General features: G+C 43.4%; 13 protein-coding genes. 7 read left to right on the top strand and 6 right to left on the bottom strand.

Features of this window, described 5'->3' with window-relative positions; translation table 11 throughout:
- Positions 1-74: 74 nt before the first annotated feature.
- Positions 75-2,390, bottom strand: a complete 2,316-nt coding sequence (gene parC, locus H4W00_RS04115; RefSeq protein ID WP_209956360.1) for a DNA topoisomerase IV subunit A — start codon at positions 2,388-2,390, stop codon at positions 75-77.
- 459 nt (positions 2,391-2,849) lie between these two features.
- Here parC and H4W00_RS04120 point away from each other — a divergent pair, with 459 nt between their 5' ends.
- From H4W00_RS04120 to H4W00_RS04150, 7 genes are all read left to right on the top strand, one after another.
- Positions 2,850-3,071 carry a hypothetical protein gene (locus tag H4W00_RS04120; RefSeq protein ID WP_209956361.1) on the top strand — a complete coding sequence of 74 codons (222 nt, stop codon included), beginning with the start codon at positions 2,850-2,852 and terminating at the stop codon, positions 3,069-3,071.
- 64 nt (positions 3,072-3,135) lie between these two features.
- The gene (locus H4W00_RS04125; protein ID WP_209956362.1) at positions 3,136-3,369 is read left to right on the top strand and encodes a hypothetical protein; all 234 of its coding nucleotides are present in this window, start codon (positions 3,136-3,138) and stop codon (positions 3,367-3,369) included.
- Positions 3,370-3,663: 294 nt separating this feature from the next.
- Positions 3,664-5,400 (top strand): AMP-binding protein, encoded by a 1,737-nt coding sequence (locus H4W00_RS04130; RefSeq protein WP_209956363.1) that lies wholly within the window; start codon positions 3,664-3,666, stop codon positions 5,398-5,400.
- A 377-nt stretch (positions 5,401-5,777) separates the two neighbouring features.
- A complete protein-coding gene (locus tag H4W00_RS04135; RefSeq protein WP_209956364.1) occupies positions 5,778-7,586 on the top strand; it encodes an AMP-binding protein in 1,809 nt (602 codons plus the stop codon).
- A gap of 261 nt (positions 7,587-7,847) precedes the next feature.
- Positions 7,848-8,564, top strand: a complete 717-nt coding sequence (gene rph, locus H4W00_RS04140) for a ribonuclease PH (RefSeq protein WP_209956365.1) — start codon at positions 7,848-7,850, stop codon at positions 8,562-8,564.
- An 86-nt stretch (positions 8,565-8,650) separates the two neighbouring features.
- On the top strand, positions 8,651-9,142 hold the full coding sequence (locus H4W00_RS04145; protein WP_209956366.1) for a hypothetical protein: 492 nt from the start codon (positions 8,651-8,653) through the stop codon (positions 9,140-9,142).
- A gap of 365 nt (positions 9,143-9,507) precedes the next feature.
- Entirely contained in the window at positions 9,508-10,374 is an 867-nt protein-coding gene (locus H4W00_RS04150; RefSeq protein ID WP_334684866.1) for a hypothetical protein, read from the top strand.
- A 208-nt stretch (positions 10,375-10,582) separates the two neighbouring features.
- Here H4W00_RS04150 and hemJ read toward each other — a convergent pair whose 3' ends face one another.
- The 5 genes from hemJ to H4W00_RS04175 form a co-directional block, all read right to left on the bottom strand.
- Positions 10,583-11,017 carry a protoporphyrinogen oxidase HemJ gene (hemJ, locus tag H4W00_RS04155; protein ID WP_209956367.1) on the bottom strand — a complete coding sequence of 145 codons (435 nt, stop codon included), beginning with the start codon at positions 11,015-11,017 and terminating at the stop codon, positions 10,583-10,585.
- A 157-nt stretch (positions 11,018-11,174) separates the two neighbouring features.
- Complete coding sequence (gene bioB / locus H4W00_RS04160; RefSeq protein ID WP_209956368.1) at positions 11,175-12,296, bottom strand: biotin synthase BioB; 1,122 nt, start codon at positions 12,294-12,296, stop codon at positions 11,175-11,177.
- Between the two features lie 254 nt (positions 12,297-12,550).
- A complete protein-coding gene (locus H4W00_RS04165) occupies positions 12,551-13,057 on the bottom strand; it encodes an SCP2 sterol-binding domain-containing protein (protein ID WP_209956369.1) in 507 nt (168 codons plus the stop codon).
- Between the two features lie 186 nt (positions 13,058-13,243).
- A complete protein-coding gene (gene aciT / locus H4W00_RS04170) occupies positions 13,244-13,627 on the bottom strand; it encodes an AciT family ciprofloxacin tolerance protein (RefSeq protein WP_334684867.1) in 384 nt (127 codons plus the stop codon).
- Positions 13,628-13,827: 200 nt separating this feature from the next.
- Complete coding sequence (locus H4W00_RS04175; RefSeq protein ID WP_209956370.1) at positions 13,828-14,832, bottom strand: DUF368 domain-containing protein; 1,005 nt, start codon at positions 14,830-14,832, stop codon at positions 13,828-13,830.
- Between the last annotated feature and the right edge of the window lie 95 nt (positions 14,833-14,927).

Here is a 14,927-nt window from a genome sequence, read left to right on the forward strand (position 1 = left end):
AGGTAATGTTTATTTAGAGGAATTGGTTGTAGGCTGGGCTTTTAGCTCAGCCTTCTAAGACTTAAAACACTCACCTACCCAACCTCAACACTCGTCACATTCTGAAAGCCCCGTGGTAGTTGACCACCACGACTGCCACGTTTGGCAGTGTAATTGGCTAAGTCCATCGGCTTTAAGGTCACATGGCGCTTGCCAGCTGTAATAACCAGACTGTCTTGCTTACGTAGTGGTGTGATGACTAGCACCTCTTCTTTATCTTTTAGATTAATCATCTTATTGCCTTTACCGCGAGCTTGTTCAGGTAAATCGCTCAGGGCAAAGATTAATAAATATCCAGCATTGGTCACGACGGCAATATGGTCGGGAGTAGAATTACCTTCAATAGAAGGCGTACTGCCGTTCTCCGAATTTGTATTTCCATCAACTTGAGCATCAATGCGTGTGATAGGTAATAGTCGACTATTAGCAGCAAGGTTAATGACGTTTTTCCCTGCCTTTTGATTGCTATCAAGGTTGCCTATAGTATTGATAAAACCATAGCCTTGTGAGCTTGCTAAGATAATACGCTGATTACTATCGCCAGTAAGTAGCTGCTCAAAGGTAGCCCCTGAAGGCGGTTTTAATACGCTAGTGAGTGGGTCGCCCTGACCACGAGCCGAGGCAAGACTATGCGCGTCAATACTATAGCTGCGTCCAGTACTGTCGAGTACATAGATTCTCTCATTCGATTTACCACGGACGTACGCTTGGTAAGCATCGCCTGAACGATAGCTCATACCGGTAGGATCAACCTCATGGCCTTTGGCTGCGCGTATCCAACCCGCTTTGGATAGTACCGCAGTAATCGGCTCGCTGGGTACCAAGTCTGATTCTCTTAACGCTTGCGCTTCTTCACGTTCTGCCAGTGGTGACATGCGACTGTCGCCGTGGGTCTTCATATCCTCGGTAAGCTCATCGATGATTAAACCGGTGAGGCTATCAGGATTATCGAGATACTCTTGAATAATGGCGCGCTCAGCTGCCAGTCCATCTTGCTCGCGTCTGAGCTCAAACTCTTCAAGTTTTGCCAGTTGACGCAAGCGTATATCTAAAATGGCATTGGCTTGGATGTCTGTTAAATCATAACCTTGCATCAAAGCTAATTTCGGATCGTCTTCTTCTCGAATAATACGAATGACTTCATCAATATTGAGATAAGCAACCAGTAGACCTGCCAAGATATGCAAGCGTTTATCAATTTTATCCAGACGATATTGCAACCGACGCATGACCACTGAACGGCGACAAATGAGCCATTCTTCTAATATCTCTTTCAGGTTTTTGACTTGTGGTTTACCGTTGAGCCCAATCATATTCATGTTGACGCGATAGTTGCTCTCAAGCTCCGTGCTGGCAAACAAATGACTCATAACTCGTTGCACATCAACTCGAGTTGAGCGCAATTCTAGGACAATACGGCACGGATTTTCGTGATCGGATTCATCATGAATATCGACGACCCAAGGTAGTTTTTTATCGGTCATCAATTTAGCTATTTGTTCTTGGATCTTGTTACCCGATACTTGATGGGGCAGCGCATCGATGATGACTAAATTCTTTTCTTTATCATCGATATGGTAAGTGGCGCGCATTTTATAGCTGCCGCGTCCACTTTCGTAGATTGCTTGTAAGTCTTTTTTACTAGTAATGATTTCAGCGGTAGTAGGCAAGTCAGGTGCTGGTATCGATTGGGTTAATTGCTTAACTGATAGCTCAGGATTTTTGAGCAAACGAATGGCTGCACGTACCACTTCGTTAAGATTATGCGGCGGAATATCGGTTGCCATACCAACAGCGATTCCTGTGGTACCGTTTAATAAAATATTAGGTAGGCGCGCAGGTAAGGTAGTCGGCTCTTGCATGGTGCCGTCAAAGTTATCTTGCCACTCGACTGTTCCTTGCGCTAATTCTGCCAATAAGGTATTGGCGTAGGCCGACATTTTGGCTTCGGTATAGCGCATTGCTGCAAAGGATTTGGGATCATCAGGACTGCCCCAATTACCTTGACCAGTGATGAGTGGATAGCGATAGCTGAACGGCTGCGCCATTAGCACCATCGCTTCATAGCAAGCACTGTCACCGTGTGGATGATATTTACCTAAGACATCACCAACTGTCCGAGCAGATTTTTTGGGCTTAGCAGTCGATTTAAGGCCCAGCTCACTCATGGCGTAAATGATACGCCGTTGCACTGGCTTTAGACCATCAGCAATGTTCGGTAGCGCCCGATCCATGATCACGTACATGGCATAGTTTAGATAGGCTTGTTCGGCAAACTCCGCGACAGAACGGCTGTCCATAGGTTCACTAGGGACGGTAGAGCTAATGGTGTTATCAATGACATCAGGCATAAAATAATTTTCGCTTATTAATTTTAATAGGTACTAAAAAATAGGTAATGCAAATAGGGCGACGCTTATAAAGTTATGTATTGACTACTAGATAGAATAATCATAATACATAAATTCGCGCGACTGGCAAATTTTCTCGCTTACTCCAAGGCTTCGCTATTCTAAATGCTAGGGCCATTGCTTCAGCTATGCGGTATCTGTTTTAAAATAGGCTAATGATAGGATCGCATAAAAAGTGGCTAGCATTAAATAAATAGTAAATCGCATAAACAGTCAGCACTATATAACGGCCGCACCAGCAGTTACTTATGCCACATAATGGCGCGATTAATAGCCCTGACGATTATAAAAATAAGATAACGCTATCGTAAAGGAAATCGCAGTAATTAAAAAGGTGCTCGATATAGTAGACGACAGAGTATGACGCGACAATTACAGTTTTACTGATAGATTTTATAAATGAAGTTAAGTATAGTTAATTTAATGGTTTTTAGCCGATACGTCAGGGTCGATGCAGTCGCAAGATACATTGCCCCTGGCCAAGTCAACGTTGAACCTATTATCCAAGCAGCGATTAACGGCTTACAAGCTGACGGTGATACCAATGGTGAAGACGCGCTCAAGATCGCTCATAATGAAGCCAATAAGTCACTAAAAGACGCAGTATCAAGCGTATCTTGACACTGACCGATGGTGATTTTAATATTGGTATGATTTTAATATTGGTATTAGTGCTGTTGATGAGATGCTAGATTTGGTAAAGATCAATCGCAATCGTGGTATCTCGTTATCCACTATCGGGTCTGGTCGCGGTAATCTGAATGATTACATGATGGAGCAAATGGCCGATAGTGGCAATGGTAATTACAGCTATATCGACAGTTTTTTAGAGGCCAAAAAGGTATTGAGTGATGAGCTTATCGCTACCTTCAAACCGCAAGTGACCCGAATACTTTGCGTCGTGGTTTTGTACAGCTAGCGAAACTTGCTGATACCCTAGAGCCTACAGTAAACACTAATATAAAGCGCTCTAGATAAATAATTGTTACAAAGTCAACAGACGATAAATAGCTATTTGGTAATAAAAAATAGTAGTATATATTTTTATAATATTAGATTAAGTAGTTGATATAAATATTTTTATTATGCGTCAAGTGACTTTAGAAACTCAAGTGCCAATCTTTTACGTTGAGTAGCTTGTATAAAGTGTGTATGTTGAGTGGCAAAGCACAGTTTACTAAAATTGGTATAATTCATCAGGAGAAACAAGGTTATGGACAATCAAGGCCAAGACAATTTAACCCGTCGCGATGACAAGGTTTGGTTAAAAACTTATGACGAGTTGGGACTAACTTACGATATTGATATGCCTGCTGACAATACTTCGCTTATTGATATCTTTGAGAAAAGTTTCGCGAAGAATAGCGATAAAACGGCCTTTGTATGCATGGGCTCTGAACTGAGTTTTCATGAAGTGGACTTATACAGCCGTCAAGTCGCTACTTATCTGCAGTCGCTAGGACTGGTGAAGGGCGATAAAGTCGCGGTCATGATGCCTAATGTGTTGCAATTACCCGTATCTGTTCTGGGTGTACTGCGTGCAGGTTTCACCTTGGTCAACGTCAATCCTCTATACACTACCAAAGAGCTCGAACACCAGTTAACTGACTCTGAAGCCAAAGTGCTACTCTTAGTTGAAAACTTTGCTAAAACCTATCAAGACATCGGTCGTAACGTGGTTGATCACGTGGTCATCACCGGTATGGGTGATTTGATGGGTACCCTAAAAGGCTTTATGGTCAATACCGTGGTTCGCCATGTCAAAAAAATGGTACCGGATTTTAAGATTGCTAACAGTCTTGACTTTAAAGCGATGCTCAAGCAAAGCCCTGCCAGTAAATACAAGCGTCCAACTAATATTGAGCTCGATGATATTGCGGTTTTACAATATACCGGCGGTACCACTGGCGTAGCAAAAGGTGCGATGCTCACTCATAAGAACTTAGTGGCCAACCTCATTCAGTGCGACACTTTCTTAGGTAGTGCCTTTGATGAGTTTGATAAAGGTGGTGAGCAGGCGGTGATTATGACTGCGTTACCGCTCTATCATATTTTCTCATTTACGCTTTGCGGTATGTTCGGTATTCATCGTGGTTGTATTGGATTATTAGTGCCCAACCCACGCGACCTTGGCAGCTTAATAAAAGCGTATAAAGGTCATCCACCCGCGCTTTTCCCAGCGGTAAATACTTTATTTAATGCCCTGGCCAATAATGAAGAATTTAAGGCTTTAGATCACAGCAAGTTGCGCGTGACGATGGGTGGCGGCATGGCGGTGCTTAGCTCGACAGCAGAAAAATGGCGCCAAATAACTAATAATATTATTGTCCAAGGTTATGGTCTATCTGAAACCTCTCCTGTCGCCACGGCCAATCCTATTAGTAGTCCAGCCTTTAGTAGCACTATTGGTGTGCCATTGCCAGCGACTGATGTTGCTATCTTAGATGAGGCAGGTAATGAGGTGCCACTGGGCGAGCGTGGCGAGATTACTATCCGTGGTCCGCAGGTAATGAAAGGCTATTGGAAACGTGACGATGCCACCGCTGAGTCGATGACGGCTGATGGATTTTTCCGTACTGGTGACATCGGTATTATGGATGATGCTGGTTATGTGACCATCGTTGATCGCAAGAAAAACATGATCTTGGTCTCTGGCTTTAACGTTTATCCCAACGAAGTCGAAGAAGTCATGGCTGGACATCCGAAGATTTTAGAATGTGGTGTCATTGGTGTCGTAGACGAAAAAAGTGGTGAGACCCCGAAGATTTATGTGGTGCGTAAAGATAACAGTCTTACTAAAGAGGAAGTCCTCGCCTATGGTAAAGAGCATTTGACTGGCTATAAGCGCCCACGTCATGTTGAATTCATCGATGAGCTACCAAAGACCAATGTTGGTAAGATTTTACATAAAGATTTGCGTGAACTCGAAGAGAATAAACAGGCTAAATAATCGTTAGAGCTGAATTACTAATAACAACAATGACAAGGTGGCTTGAGTGCTGCCTTGTCATTTTTATTATCGTTTTTCGCTGAGGAACAAGGGTAGATATAGAGAATTTTTGGTAAAACTGCTATAGTGCCTGCGAATATTGTTGGCCATTCAATAAAAAAGGTTATCGATTTAGCCACTATTCAGCTGCAATAACCCTGGCAAAATTGTTCGATGAGCTGCGTGTAGTGCTTGATTAACCACCCGTTTAGTGGCGGATGTAATGGCTTTTTAAGCCAGCAAACGATTTTCGCCTAACGAACAGTCACTAACGAACACTGTATTTGCATCTGCATTAGACTATTCTATATTTTCAAGGGTAACATTTAGGGAAAGTTATGACGGACAATATCAATAAAGCAGTAGCAGACAGTGTCTCAGCCAACAGCAACAGTGATAAAGTGCCCAAAGAGGCACAATCAATGGCTGAGACCAACGCATTTCCTACCATGCCGAATATACCTAGCGACAGACCGTGGCTTAATGCCTATGAGCGTTATGGTATTAGTGCCACTATTGATATGCCAGATGACAACACCTCTTTGCTTGAGGTGTTTGAGCGTAACTTTCAGCGTTATGGGCGAAAACCTGCTTATATCTGTATGGGCGCGTCGATTACCTATAAGCAACTGGATCTATATAGCCGTCAAATCGCCAGTTATTTACAGTCGCTAGGACTGGTCAAAGGCGACAAGGTAGGCGTAATGATGCCTAATCTTTTGCAGTATCCGATTGCTGCTCTTGGGATTATCCGGGCAGGTATGATTTTGGTCAATATTAACCCCTTATATACCAGCCGTGAGCTTTCGCATCAGCTAGATGATAGCGGTACTAAAGCATTATTCATCGTCGAGAACTTTGCCAAGACCTATCAAGAAGCGAAAAGCAAAGGTCAAGTCGAACAGGTCATCGTCTGTAATCTTGGTGATATGTTAGGACTGGTAAAAGGAACGGTGGTCAACCTAGTCGCGCGTCATATCAAAAAAATCATTCCTTCTTATAGCTTGCCGAGCAGCATCAGCTTTAAGCAGGCGCTAAACGCGGTATCGGCTAGCAAATATAAATGCCCTGACTTAAATTTAAGTGATGTGGCTTTATTACAATATACGGGTGGTACGACCGGTGTGGCCAAAGGCGCGATGCTGTCGCACGGCAACCTAATTGCTAATATGCTACAGATTGGCGCTGTCATAAACAGTGCTTTTGAAGACGATGCTAATGCGGAGGATGTTATTCTAACTGCGCTACCCCTGTATCATGTGTTCTCATTTATGGTCTGCGGTATGTATGGGATGTACCAAGGTTATGCTGGTTTATTGATTCCTAACCCTCGCGATCTTGACGGCCTGATTAAAGAAATGGGTAAATACAAGCCCTCGATTATCCCAGCGGTAAATACTCTATTTAATGGCTTGGTACATAAAGACAGCTTTGCACAATTAGATTTTTCTAACCTAAAAGCCGCTATTGGTGGTGGTACATCGGTATTGCCTAGTGTGGCCAAAGATTGGCACAAAATTACTGGCCTGCCTATTGTCGAAGGTTACGGGCTATCTGAAACGTCACCTGTGGTCGCTTTTAACCCGATGACTATCGCTGAATTTACTAACAAAATTGGTATTCCAGCGTCCAGCACTGATGTGGTATTGATTGATGATGATGAGAACGAAGTGGCCACTGGTGAGCGTGGTGAGATTTGCGTTAAAGGTCCACAAGTCATGATCGGCTATCAAAATCGTCCGGAGGAAACAGCAGAGACTTTCACTGCGCATGGTTACCTAAAAACAGGTGACATTGGCATCATGGATGAAAAAGGCTTTATCAAAATTGTTGATCGCAAAAAAGATATGATTTTGGTTTCCGGTTTCAACGTTTATCCCAATGAAATCGAAGAAATTATGACTGAACATCCTGCGGTCAAAGAGTGCGGCGCAATTGGTATTCCAAGTGAAAAGCGTGGCGAAGATCCTAAGATTTTTGTGGTCAAAAAAGGCGAGGTAACAGAACAAGAGCTGCTCGACTTTGGTAAAAAGAACTTTACTGGCTATAAGCGTCCACGCCACGTACAGTTCGTTGATGAATTACCCAAATCAAACGTTGGTAAAATTCTGCGTAAAGAGTTGCGTAAGATGGAAGGCTTAGATTAAGCAAATGTAGCGTTGTTATTTTTACCACCCTATTTATGCTGCTCTTTAGCGTCAATTTCTGCCAAAAATACTGCGTAATAGTAAGCACTTATCTTGCTATTACGCAGCTGTCACGTTAGGATATCTCAAGTTTTGAGTCGATTAATTGCTCTGATATTTATATATCAAACTACTTACTGATCTATTCTTCACCCTATTCTTCAACTCGCAAACTGCTGGTTTTTATAATACCGCTTTTACCACACCGTACTAGGAATTTTTATGCGTATTGATAACCGTGAGCTTGACCAACTTCGCTCGATTACCTTTGAGCGTCACTATACCAAGCATGCCGAAGGCTCAGTTTTGGTCAGCTTTGGTGACACTAAAGTATTGTGTACCGCCAGTGTCGAGTCAGGCGTGCCGCGTTGGTTAAAAGGTAAAGGCAAAGGCTGGATTACTGCTGAATACGGCATGTTACCACGCGCGACCAACACCCGTAATCAACGCGAAGCAGCCCGCGGTAAGCAGTCCGGTCGTACCCAAGAGATTCAACGTTTAATTGGCCGTAGTCTACGTGCCATGATTGACTTGAGTAAACTTGGCGAAAACACTATTTATCTTGATTGTGATGTCTTACAAGCGGATGGTGGCACCCGTACTGCCAGTGTTACTGGGGCGGCTATTGCGCTCATCGATGCGCTTGAAAGCATTCAAAAAACTAAAAAATTAAAAGCAGATCCTCTGATTGGTCTAGTTGCTGCAGTCTCTGTGGGTATGAAAGATGGCGACGCTTATTTAGATTTAAATTATGAAGAAGATGCCAGCTGTGATACCGACTTGAACGTGGTAATGACCCAAAAAGGCGAATTTATCGAGTTGCAAGGGACTGCTGAAGAAAAGCCATTCACTCGTGCCCAAGCTGATGACATGTTAATACTGGCCGAAAAAGGTATTGCCGAGCTCATCGCTATGCAAAAGACGGCGCTCGGTTGGTAGGTTTGCAATATCGGTAATGCCATCGTCGACGGCTATTTAATAGTATTTTTAGCCCTCTCTATTTACCCCGTAACAGGTAGTAACCCATGCTCAAGCTAACTGATGACGGCGCAAAAATCACCTTGCAAGGGCAGCCCCAAGCATTAGACAATGGGCTGTTTTGGTTTGGCGTGGCGTTATTAGTAGGCGCGGTTGCGGTAGCGATGGCGATGAGTTTGCTGCCGGTACGATGGTCTATTGGCGCACTTGCTCTCCTGATTATTGGTAGTTTTATTTTTAATCGCAAACGCCAGTTGCACAAAAAAGCCATGATTGGTCATATCTGTAGCGGTATCTTATGGGTGCAAGACGGTGAGCTGGTACATGACAATCAGGGTAAACGTGAACATATTCATCTGCTAGAAGGCGACAAAGTAACGCTAGAAGGAGAGCAGCTACAGATTTTTGGTGCCGACAGTGTCCGTAAATACTCTATCAGCGGCTTTGAGAGCGTGCCAGAAGCGCAGGCCACTAAAGCTATCTTACAAGGTCAACCGCTTAATAAGCGTCATGCCAATATTAAGATGAGTAGTGATTGAGATTAAGATGAGTAGCGAGCCAGATAAGTAGCGGTTACGTTTTCGTTCTGAAAGCTTAACATCCAAAGATCATTTTTTGACCGCTACCTTTTATACTTTAGGTTTAGCGCCCAGCCTATGTCAATGAGATTCCTTCAATTGTTATTTTCAATAAGATCCTTTCAATTTAAATCTTTTATTCTTGATATACCGTGTTCGCATTTTACCTTCTACCTCGATTTACCCACCTTTTGTCCTTCGACAGTTATTAATAGTACTTGCAGTCGCTTGTCTAAATGGTTTATAACTACAAGCTGATAATTGGATTACCATGTACCATGTACCATGTACCATGTACCATGTACCAAGTTGACAAGGATCTAGTCATGCCACCATTGCTGGTTATTGCCTCGCGTAATGTATTATTTGCTCAGTCTGCTATCACAACATTTACTACTATAAAAAAAGCACCTGTTGTCGCACTACTAACCCTGTTTTTAGGTAGTACGAGTTACGTCCATGCCGATAGTATGAGTGCACTGATTACACAAAAATCTACCCAGACTGTATCAACTGCTCGCTATAACCCATCGCAGACAATTGTTCCTTCTGCTAGAATCAGTACTCGCTCAACCATTCAACGCGCGCGTATCCCTTATCCAAGCATTGATAGTACTACTACTTTTAACACCGCCAAGCCAGTTGCTAATGGGTATGCATATGAGCCGCCCACTAAACCAGCTGTGGCTAACTCTTATCGTTATCCGAACGTACAACGACAGCCTGCAACTGTACTGCCTGCGTTTTTATCCGGTAGCTATGACAACGTTGACAGTGAGTATCTGCCGCTGCTGAGTAACGCTGAGATCCAAAGTAGTATTGCCGCTCGTGAGGTCATCAGCACCGCACGTACTATGGCACTAAATGAGCGCACCATTATTCAGGGCGGCTGTTGGGATTATCTCAACGCAGTATTTAATCGGGCAGGAGTAACCAAGGATACTGTGCACAAAGGTGCTTATAAACAAGGGCCTTATGCCAATAGTAGTGATATCGAAGTGGGTGATTGGCTATATTATATTAATCATGGCTACAATGGTGTTGAGCATAGTGGACTGTTTGTTGGCTGGGTCGATGAAGCAGCCAAGCAGGCGCTGATATTGAGTTATGCCGGCGAGCAGCGCCGTGAGCCTGCACGTTATCGCGTTTATGACTTAAGCAATGTCTATCAAATCATGCGTCCTAGTGTCTAATAGGGTCAAGAAAATCTGAGTTGACAGCTGAATTAGACGTATTAAGTGTATATTACTGTAGTAAGTCAGCGATACCTGCCTCATTATCTATAAAACACAAATATAAAAAACAGAGTTAAAAAACAGAGTTAAAAAAGCGTCCGTAACTAATAAGTTATGGACGCTTTTTAGATTAAAACATGAAGGTTAGCTTAAAGTTAAGGCAGTCTTAAAATGGTTGAACCACCACTAATATGACGATAATCACTAAGGCAATAACGGGTACTTCATTAAACCAGCGCCAAAAAACATGTGACTTATATTGTGGCTTGTCGACCAGCTTTTTACGATAAAAACCACAAGCACCATGATAGGCAGATAATAGAACCACTAACAAAATCTTGACGTGGAGCCAGCCTTGGGTTTTGTAGGCGTCCCAACCCAAGAACACCATCCACAAGCCAAAACCCCAAGTCGCTATCATCGAGGGAGTCATGATACCGCGATATAGCTTGCGCTCCATAATAATAAAACGCTCGTGACTGATCTTGTCGTCACTCATCGCATGATAGACAAATAGGCGAGGCAGATAAAAAATTGCCGCAAACCAAGTAACCATTGAAATAATATGCGCCGCTTTAATCCAGTCGAAATAATCTGCCATAGCTTGATCTCTTAATATACGGTTTCTGACTATCGATAAACGCTGACCAGTCTAAACCTATGTTGTCACCGCTGCAACGCTGGCAAGCTTACCTTATATTGGCATTGGCACTGGCAAATGATAAAAGTCTGCCAGCATACCATCAGCGCACTTTAATTTATTCTGCTAACACCATTTGTGACTCATGACCATTCATTGCATCAATGACGGGTAATTGTTTAGGTGCTCTTGGCGCCGCAAATTGCTTGGTTAAGCCCAGTTCACGCATCAATCGGTCGTCGCCTGATTGGCTGGCATTACCAGTCGTTAGCAGCTTATCACCATAAAAGAACGAGTTAGCACCGCCCATAAAGGCTAAAGCTTGCTCGGCATCCGATAAGCTCTCACGCCCAGCGGACAGTCTTACATAGCTGCTCGGGCAGCAAATACGCGTGACTGCAATAGTGCGAATCCACTCAAGGACTGACAACTCACCCTCTGCTAATATTTTGTCACCAATGGGCGTACCTGAAACAGGAACCAGTAAGTTAACGGGAATAGATTCAGGTGCCTTCGGCATTTTTAGCAACTCATGTACCCAGTCGATCCGATCATCACGGCTCTCGCCCATACCAACGATATTACCACTACAGACATTGATACCTGAGTTGCGTACGTTGCTAATAGTATCTAGTCGCTCATCATAGCTGCGGGTACTGACTACTTGCTCATAGTAGCGTCTTGAGGTGTCCAGATTATGATTGTAATAATCTAATCCTGCATCGGCCAACTGGGTCGCTTGGTTGGTATCAAGCATGCCCAAGGTCATACAAGTTTCCAGCCCTAATGCCTTAACTTCCTTGACCAGCTCGACCACATAGGGCATATCTTTGGCACTCGGATGCTTCCATGCGGCTCCCATACAAAATCTTGATGAGCCACTAGATTTTGCGCGTTTAGCAGCAGCAATTACCTTATCAACGTCTATGCGCTTTTCTGCTTGTAGCTTGGTCTTGTCGCGGTGATGACCGGATTGTGCACAATAGCCACAATCTTCAGGACAGTTACCGGTTTTAATCGATAGTAAGGTACTAATTTGTACTTCATTGGCCACAAAATGCTGGCGATGAATGGTTTGGGCTTGTAACAACAAATCCATCAATGGCAAATCAAACAGCTGCGCAATCTGTTCGCGGCTGTGTACGCTAGATGTAGATGGTAACGTTGCTGTCGCGAAAAAGTCAGCTGCGATGTGAGTAGTACTGGTAGTAGGCTCTGTGATTGAAAGCAATCCTGCCATGAGCTAAATCCTTTTTATAATAAGTGCCAGGTATAATAAATACCATGAAAAACAGAAAATATGAATAAATGATCAACTAGGAATCTATATAAGTTGAAAATTAAAAAAGCTCAAACTTATATAAACTCTGAATTTAATGCATAAAAAAAGTTACGGTAACCGTAGTATACCGCAACCTTAATAATAATAGCAGGGGTGTTCTGGCAAGTAGTTATGAGTACATTCACCGTTTAGACTCTTGGTTATTTAATCGCTTATTTACCCAGCTTATGCTTAGCGATACCGATCCAATGTCCAGCAAACTGTTGCGCTTTATAAGCATAAGGTTTGGCACGGGTGATATAAGGCTTAAGCTCTTCAGGAATAACTGGTACGATGTGTTTGGCAAGTTTATTGAACCACATCATCAGGCTGTAATCGCCTTCTATACTCAAATTACCTTCTTGAACTGCCGTCATAAAGGCCGGAAGACTGCCTTTAGTCAACAGCCTAACACCAGTCATAGAATCTTTAAAACTTATGGTTAGATTCGCTTTATCAGCGTGACCACTATGTTGGCTAAACTGGCCATTGTCAAAGCTAAAGTAACGTGCGACGTCCGCTTCTTGACTGGCAAACTCAATGATAACTGTACGATCAGCCAATAGTGATTTGAACTCTTCGTTATCACTATCGGTCAGCATTGACAATCTGTAGCCAATGACTGTCAGTAACACATCTAATGGATCAGATTTGACATCTAAAACAGGAATAGTAAACATAGTTGAACTCCTAAAAAATGAGAAGTGAAATAGAGTCTACTCTATAGCAATTTTTACGACAATTATATAGGCGCATTTGTATAGCCGCATTATAAACTATGAGCCCGTTTCAGTTCTTTAGTAATTACGTAGAGAGCGTTGAGTATTGTGTAACACTCGCCAGCCTATGATGTTTTTATGATGCAACTAGTGAAAACGGGGTTGATAGTCGTCATCGTACACAGGGGTATGCTCAATATAGCGTGCCGCCTCTAGTTCGCGCTGCCGCTGTACGGTTTGACTGAGATCATCATAACGCATGGCTCGAAATAGGACCCAACCCCCTAAAGGCAGCCAACTGATGCCCATTGCGGTTACATAGCTGTGCCACTCTGACAGCGTGAACCACTGCAGCAATACACTTTGCATAAATTCAACTGCCAACCAGTAGACCATGCCGCCAAACAGATACCACAGTAACCAACGCTGTGGTGATAGGGCGAGCGCTACAATTAATCCTGCTAATAGGCCATAACCAAGCAGCGCGCCAGCACTCCAGGTGCCCACACCTACCATAGAAAATACAGTCATAAACATCATTCATCTCGCTATTCATAAGGTGAATTCCAATAACACCATTATGAAAGCTCAAGGAATAAAGCTAAAGGGGGTCAGGGCGACTTTGCGACAACAGTTGACGTTTGGTTTAGTACAAATTTCTTCGGATTTTTTATAAAAAATATCGCAGTAGCACCGTGCTGTTTCTAAATTGGGTTAATCATAGCGATATGTTAACTGCGATTGCTGCGGTGACCCCACCAAGACAGCAACGATACTAAAACGGCGCCCAACAGCATCAGCCCCAAAGTGGTCAGCCAATGCGCACCAGTAGGATATTGCCATGGTGCAACGTTGTTTATTGCATCGCTATTTAACGTACCTAAAGCATCCGTTTTCCACGGCCATACTTTAAGTAATGAGCCCGCAATAAAGCCCGTTAACAGCGCAAGTGTCCCTTGATAGTAGCGTGATAGCAGCCACTTAAGCATATGGGTAAATAACAGTAGTCCACTTGCCATACCCGCGACTACAGTCAAAATAATAGTCAGGTTAAAAGTATGTACGGCTTCCAGCACCGTATCATAAGCGCCTAATAACAGTAAAATAAACGACCCCGAAATACCAGGTAGGATCATAGCGCAAATCGCAATCGCCCCCGCAAAAAATAAATACGGTAAGCTTGGGGTGCTAGCCAGCATGGGCATACTACTAATAATAACGGCTGTGACCATACCAATAATAAATAAACTGGCACGTGCGGTATTCCAACGTTTAATCTCAGTTAATAATATAACGACCGTAGCCACTACTAGGCCAAAGAAAAACGACCAAATAAGCAGTGGTTGATTGTCCAATAAATGTTTAATAATACCGGCTAAAGTTACTAGACTGGTCGCAATACCCAATACTAAGCACAATAAAAACGTGGCATCAACGCGTCGCCAAACAGCAAGTAAGCCTTTGATACCACCATCTTGACGAAATACGCCCCAAAGACTAGGGCCAATGCTACCAAGCGCATTGATCAAGCGCTCGTAAATACCAGCAATCAGTGCAATCGTACCGCCAGAGACGCCTGGTACAATATCAGCTGCGCCCATTACTATGCCTTTAACATAGACCCCTAGCAGCTGCTTAGGGCTGTCTTTTTGTGAGCCATCGTTGTGCACGGGATTAGTCTCGGCTTGAGGATTCGGCGACGGCGAATCTGGACGTGGGGAGGGTGATGCCGTCATGGACATTCCTTGTGTTAAAAAGTCGTAAAAGTTATAAAAGACTAGCGCCACTGCGTACACCAGTCGTAAAAGCTAAGCTAACGAAATAAACATTA

This window comes from Psychrobacter sp. PL19 (assembly GCF_017875835.1).
In the GTDB taxonomy this organism is placed as follows: Bacteria; Pseudomonadota; Gammaproteobacteria; order Pseudomonadales; family Moraxellaceae; genus Psychrobacter.

Coding starts and splice junctions, on each gene's coding strand:
- parC (WP_209956360.1), bottom strand. CDS start 2,390: ATGCCTGATGTCATTGATAACACCATTAGCTCTACCGTCCCTAGTGAA.
- H4W00_RS04120 (WP_209956361.1), top strand. CDS start 2,850: ATGAAGTTAAGTATAGTTAATTTAATGGTTTTTAGCCGATACGTCAGG.
- H4W00_RS04125 (WP_209956362.1), top strand. CDS start 3,136: ATGCTAGATTTGGTAAAGATCAATCGCAATCGTGGTATCTCGTTATCC.
- H4W00_RS04130 (WP_209956363.1), top strand. CDS start 3,664: ATGGACAATCAAGGCCAAGACAATTTAACCCGTCGCGATGACAAGGTT.
- H4W00_RS04135 (WP_209956364.1), top strand. CDS start 5,778: ATGACGGACAATATCAATAAAGCAGTAGCAGACAGTGTCTCAGCCAAC.
- rph (WP_209956365.1), top strand. CDS start 7,848: ATGCGTATTGATAACCGTGAGCTTGACCAACTTCGCTCGATTACCTTT.
- H4W00_RS04145 (WP_209956366.1), top strand. CDS start 8,651: ATGCTCAAGCTAACTGATGACGGCGCAAAAATCACCTTGCAAGGGCAG.
- H4W00_RS04150 (WP_334684866.1), top strand. CDS start 9,508: ATGCCACCATTGCTGGTTATTGCCTCGCGTAATGTATTATTTGCTCAG.
- hemJ (WP_209956367.1), bottom strand. CDS start 11,017: ATGGCAGATTATTTCGACTGGATTAAAGCGGCGCATATTATTTCAATG.
- bioB (WP_209956368.1), bottom strand. CDS start 12,296: ATGGCAGGATTGCTTTCAATCACAGAGCCTACTACCAGTACTACTCAC.
- H4W00_RS04165 (WP_209956369.1), bottom strand. CDS start 13,057: ATGTTTACTATTCCTGTTTTAGATGTCAAATCTGATCCATTAGATGTG.
- aciT (WP_334684867.1), bottom strand. CDS start 13,627: ATGACTGTATTTTCTATGGTAGGTGTGGGCACCTGGAGTGCTGGCGCG.
- H4W00_RS04175 (WP_209956370.1), bottom strand. CDS start 14,832: ATGACGGCATCACCCTCCCCACGTCCAGATTCGCCGTCGCCGAATCCT.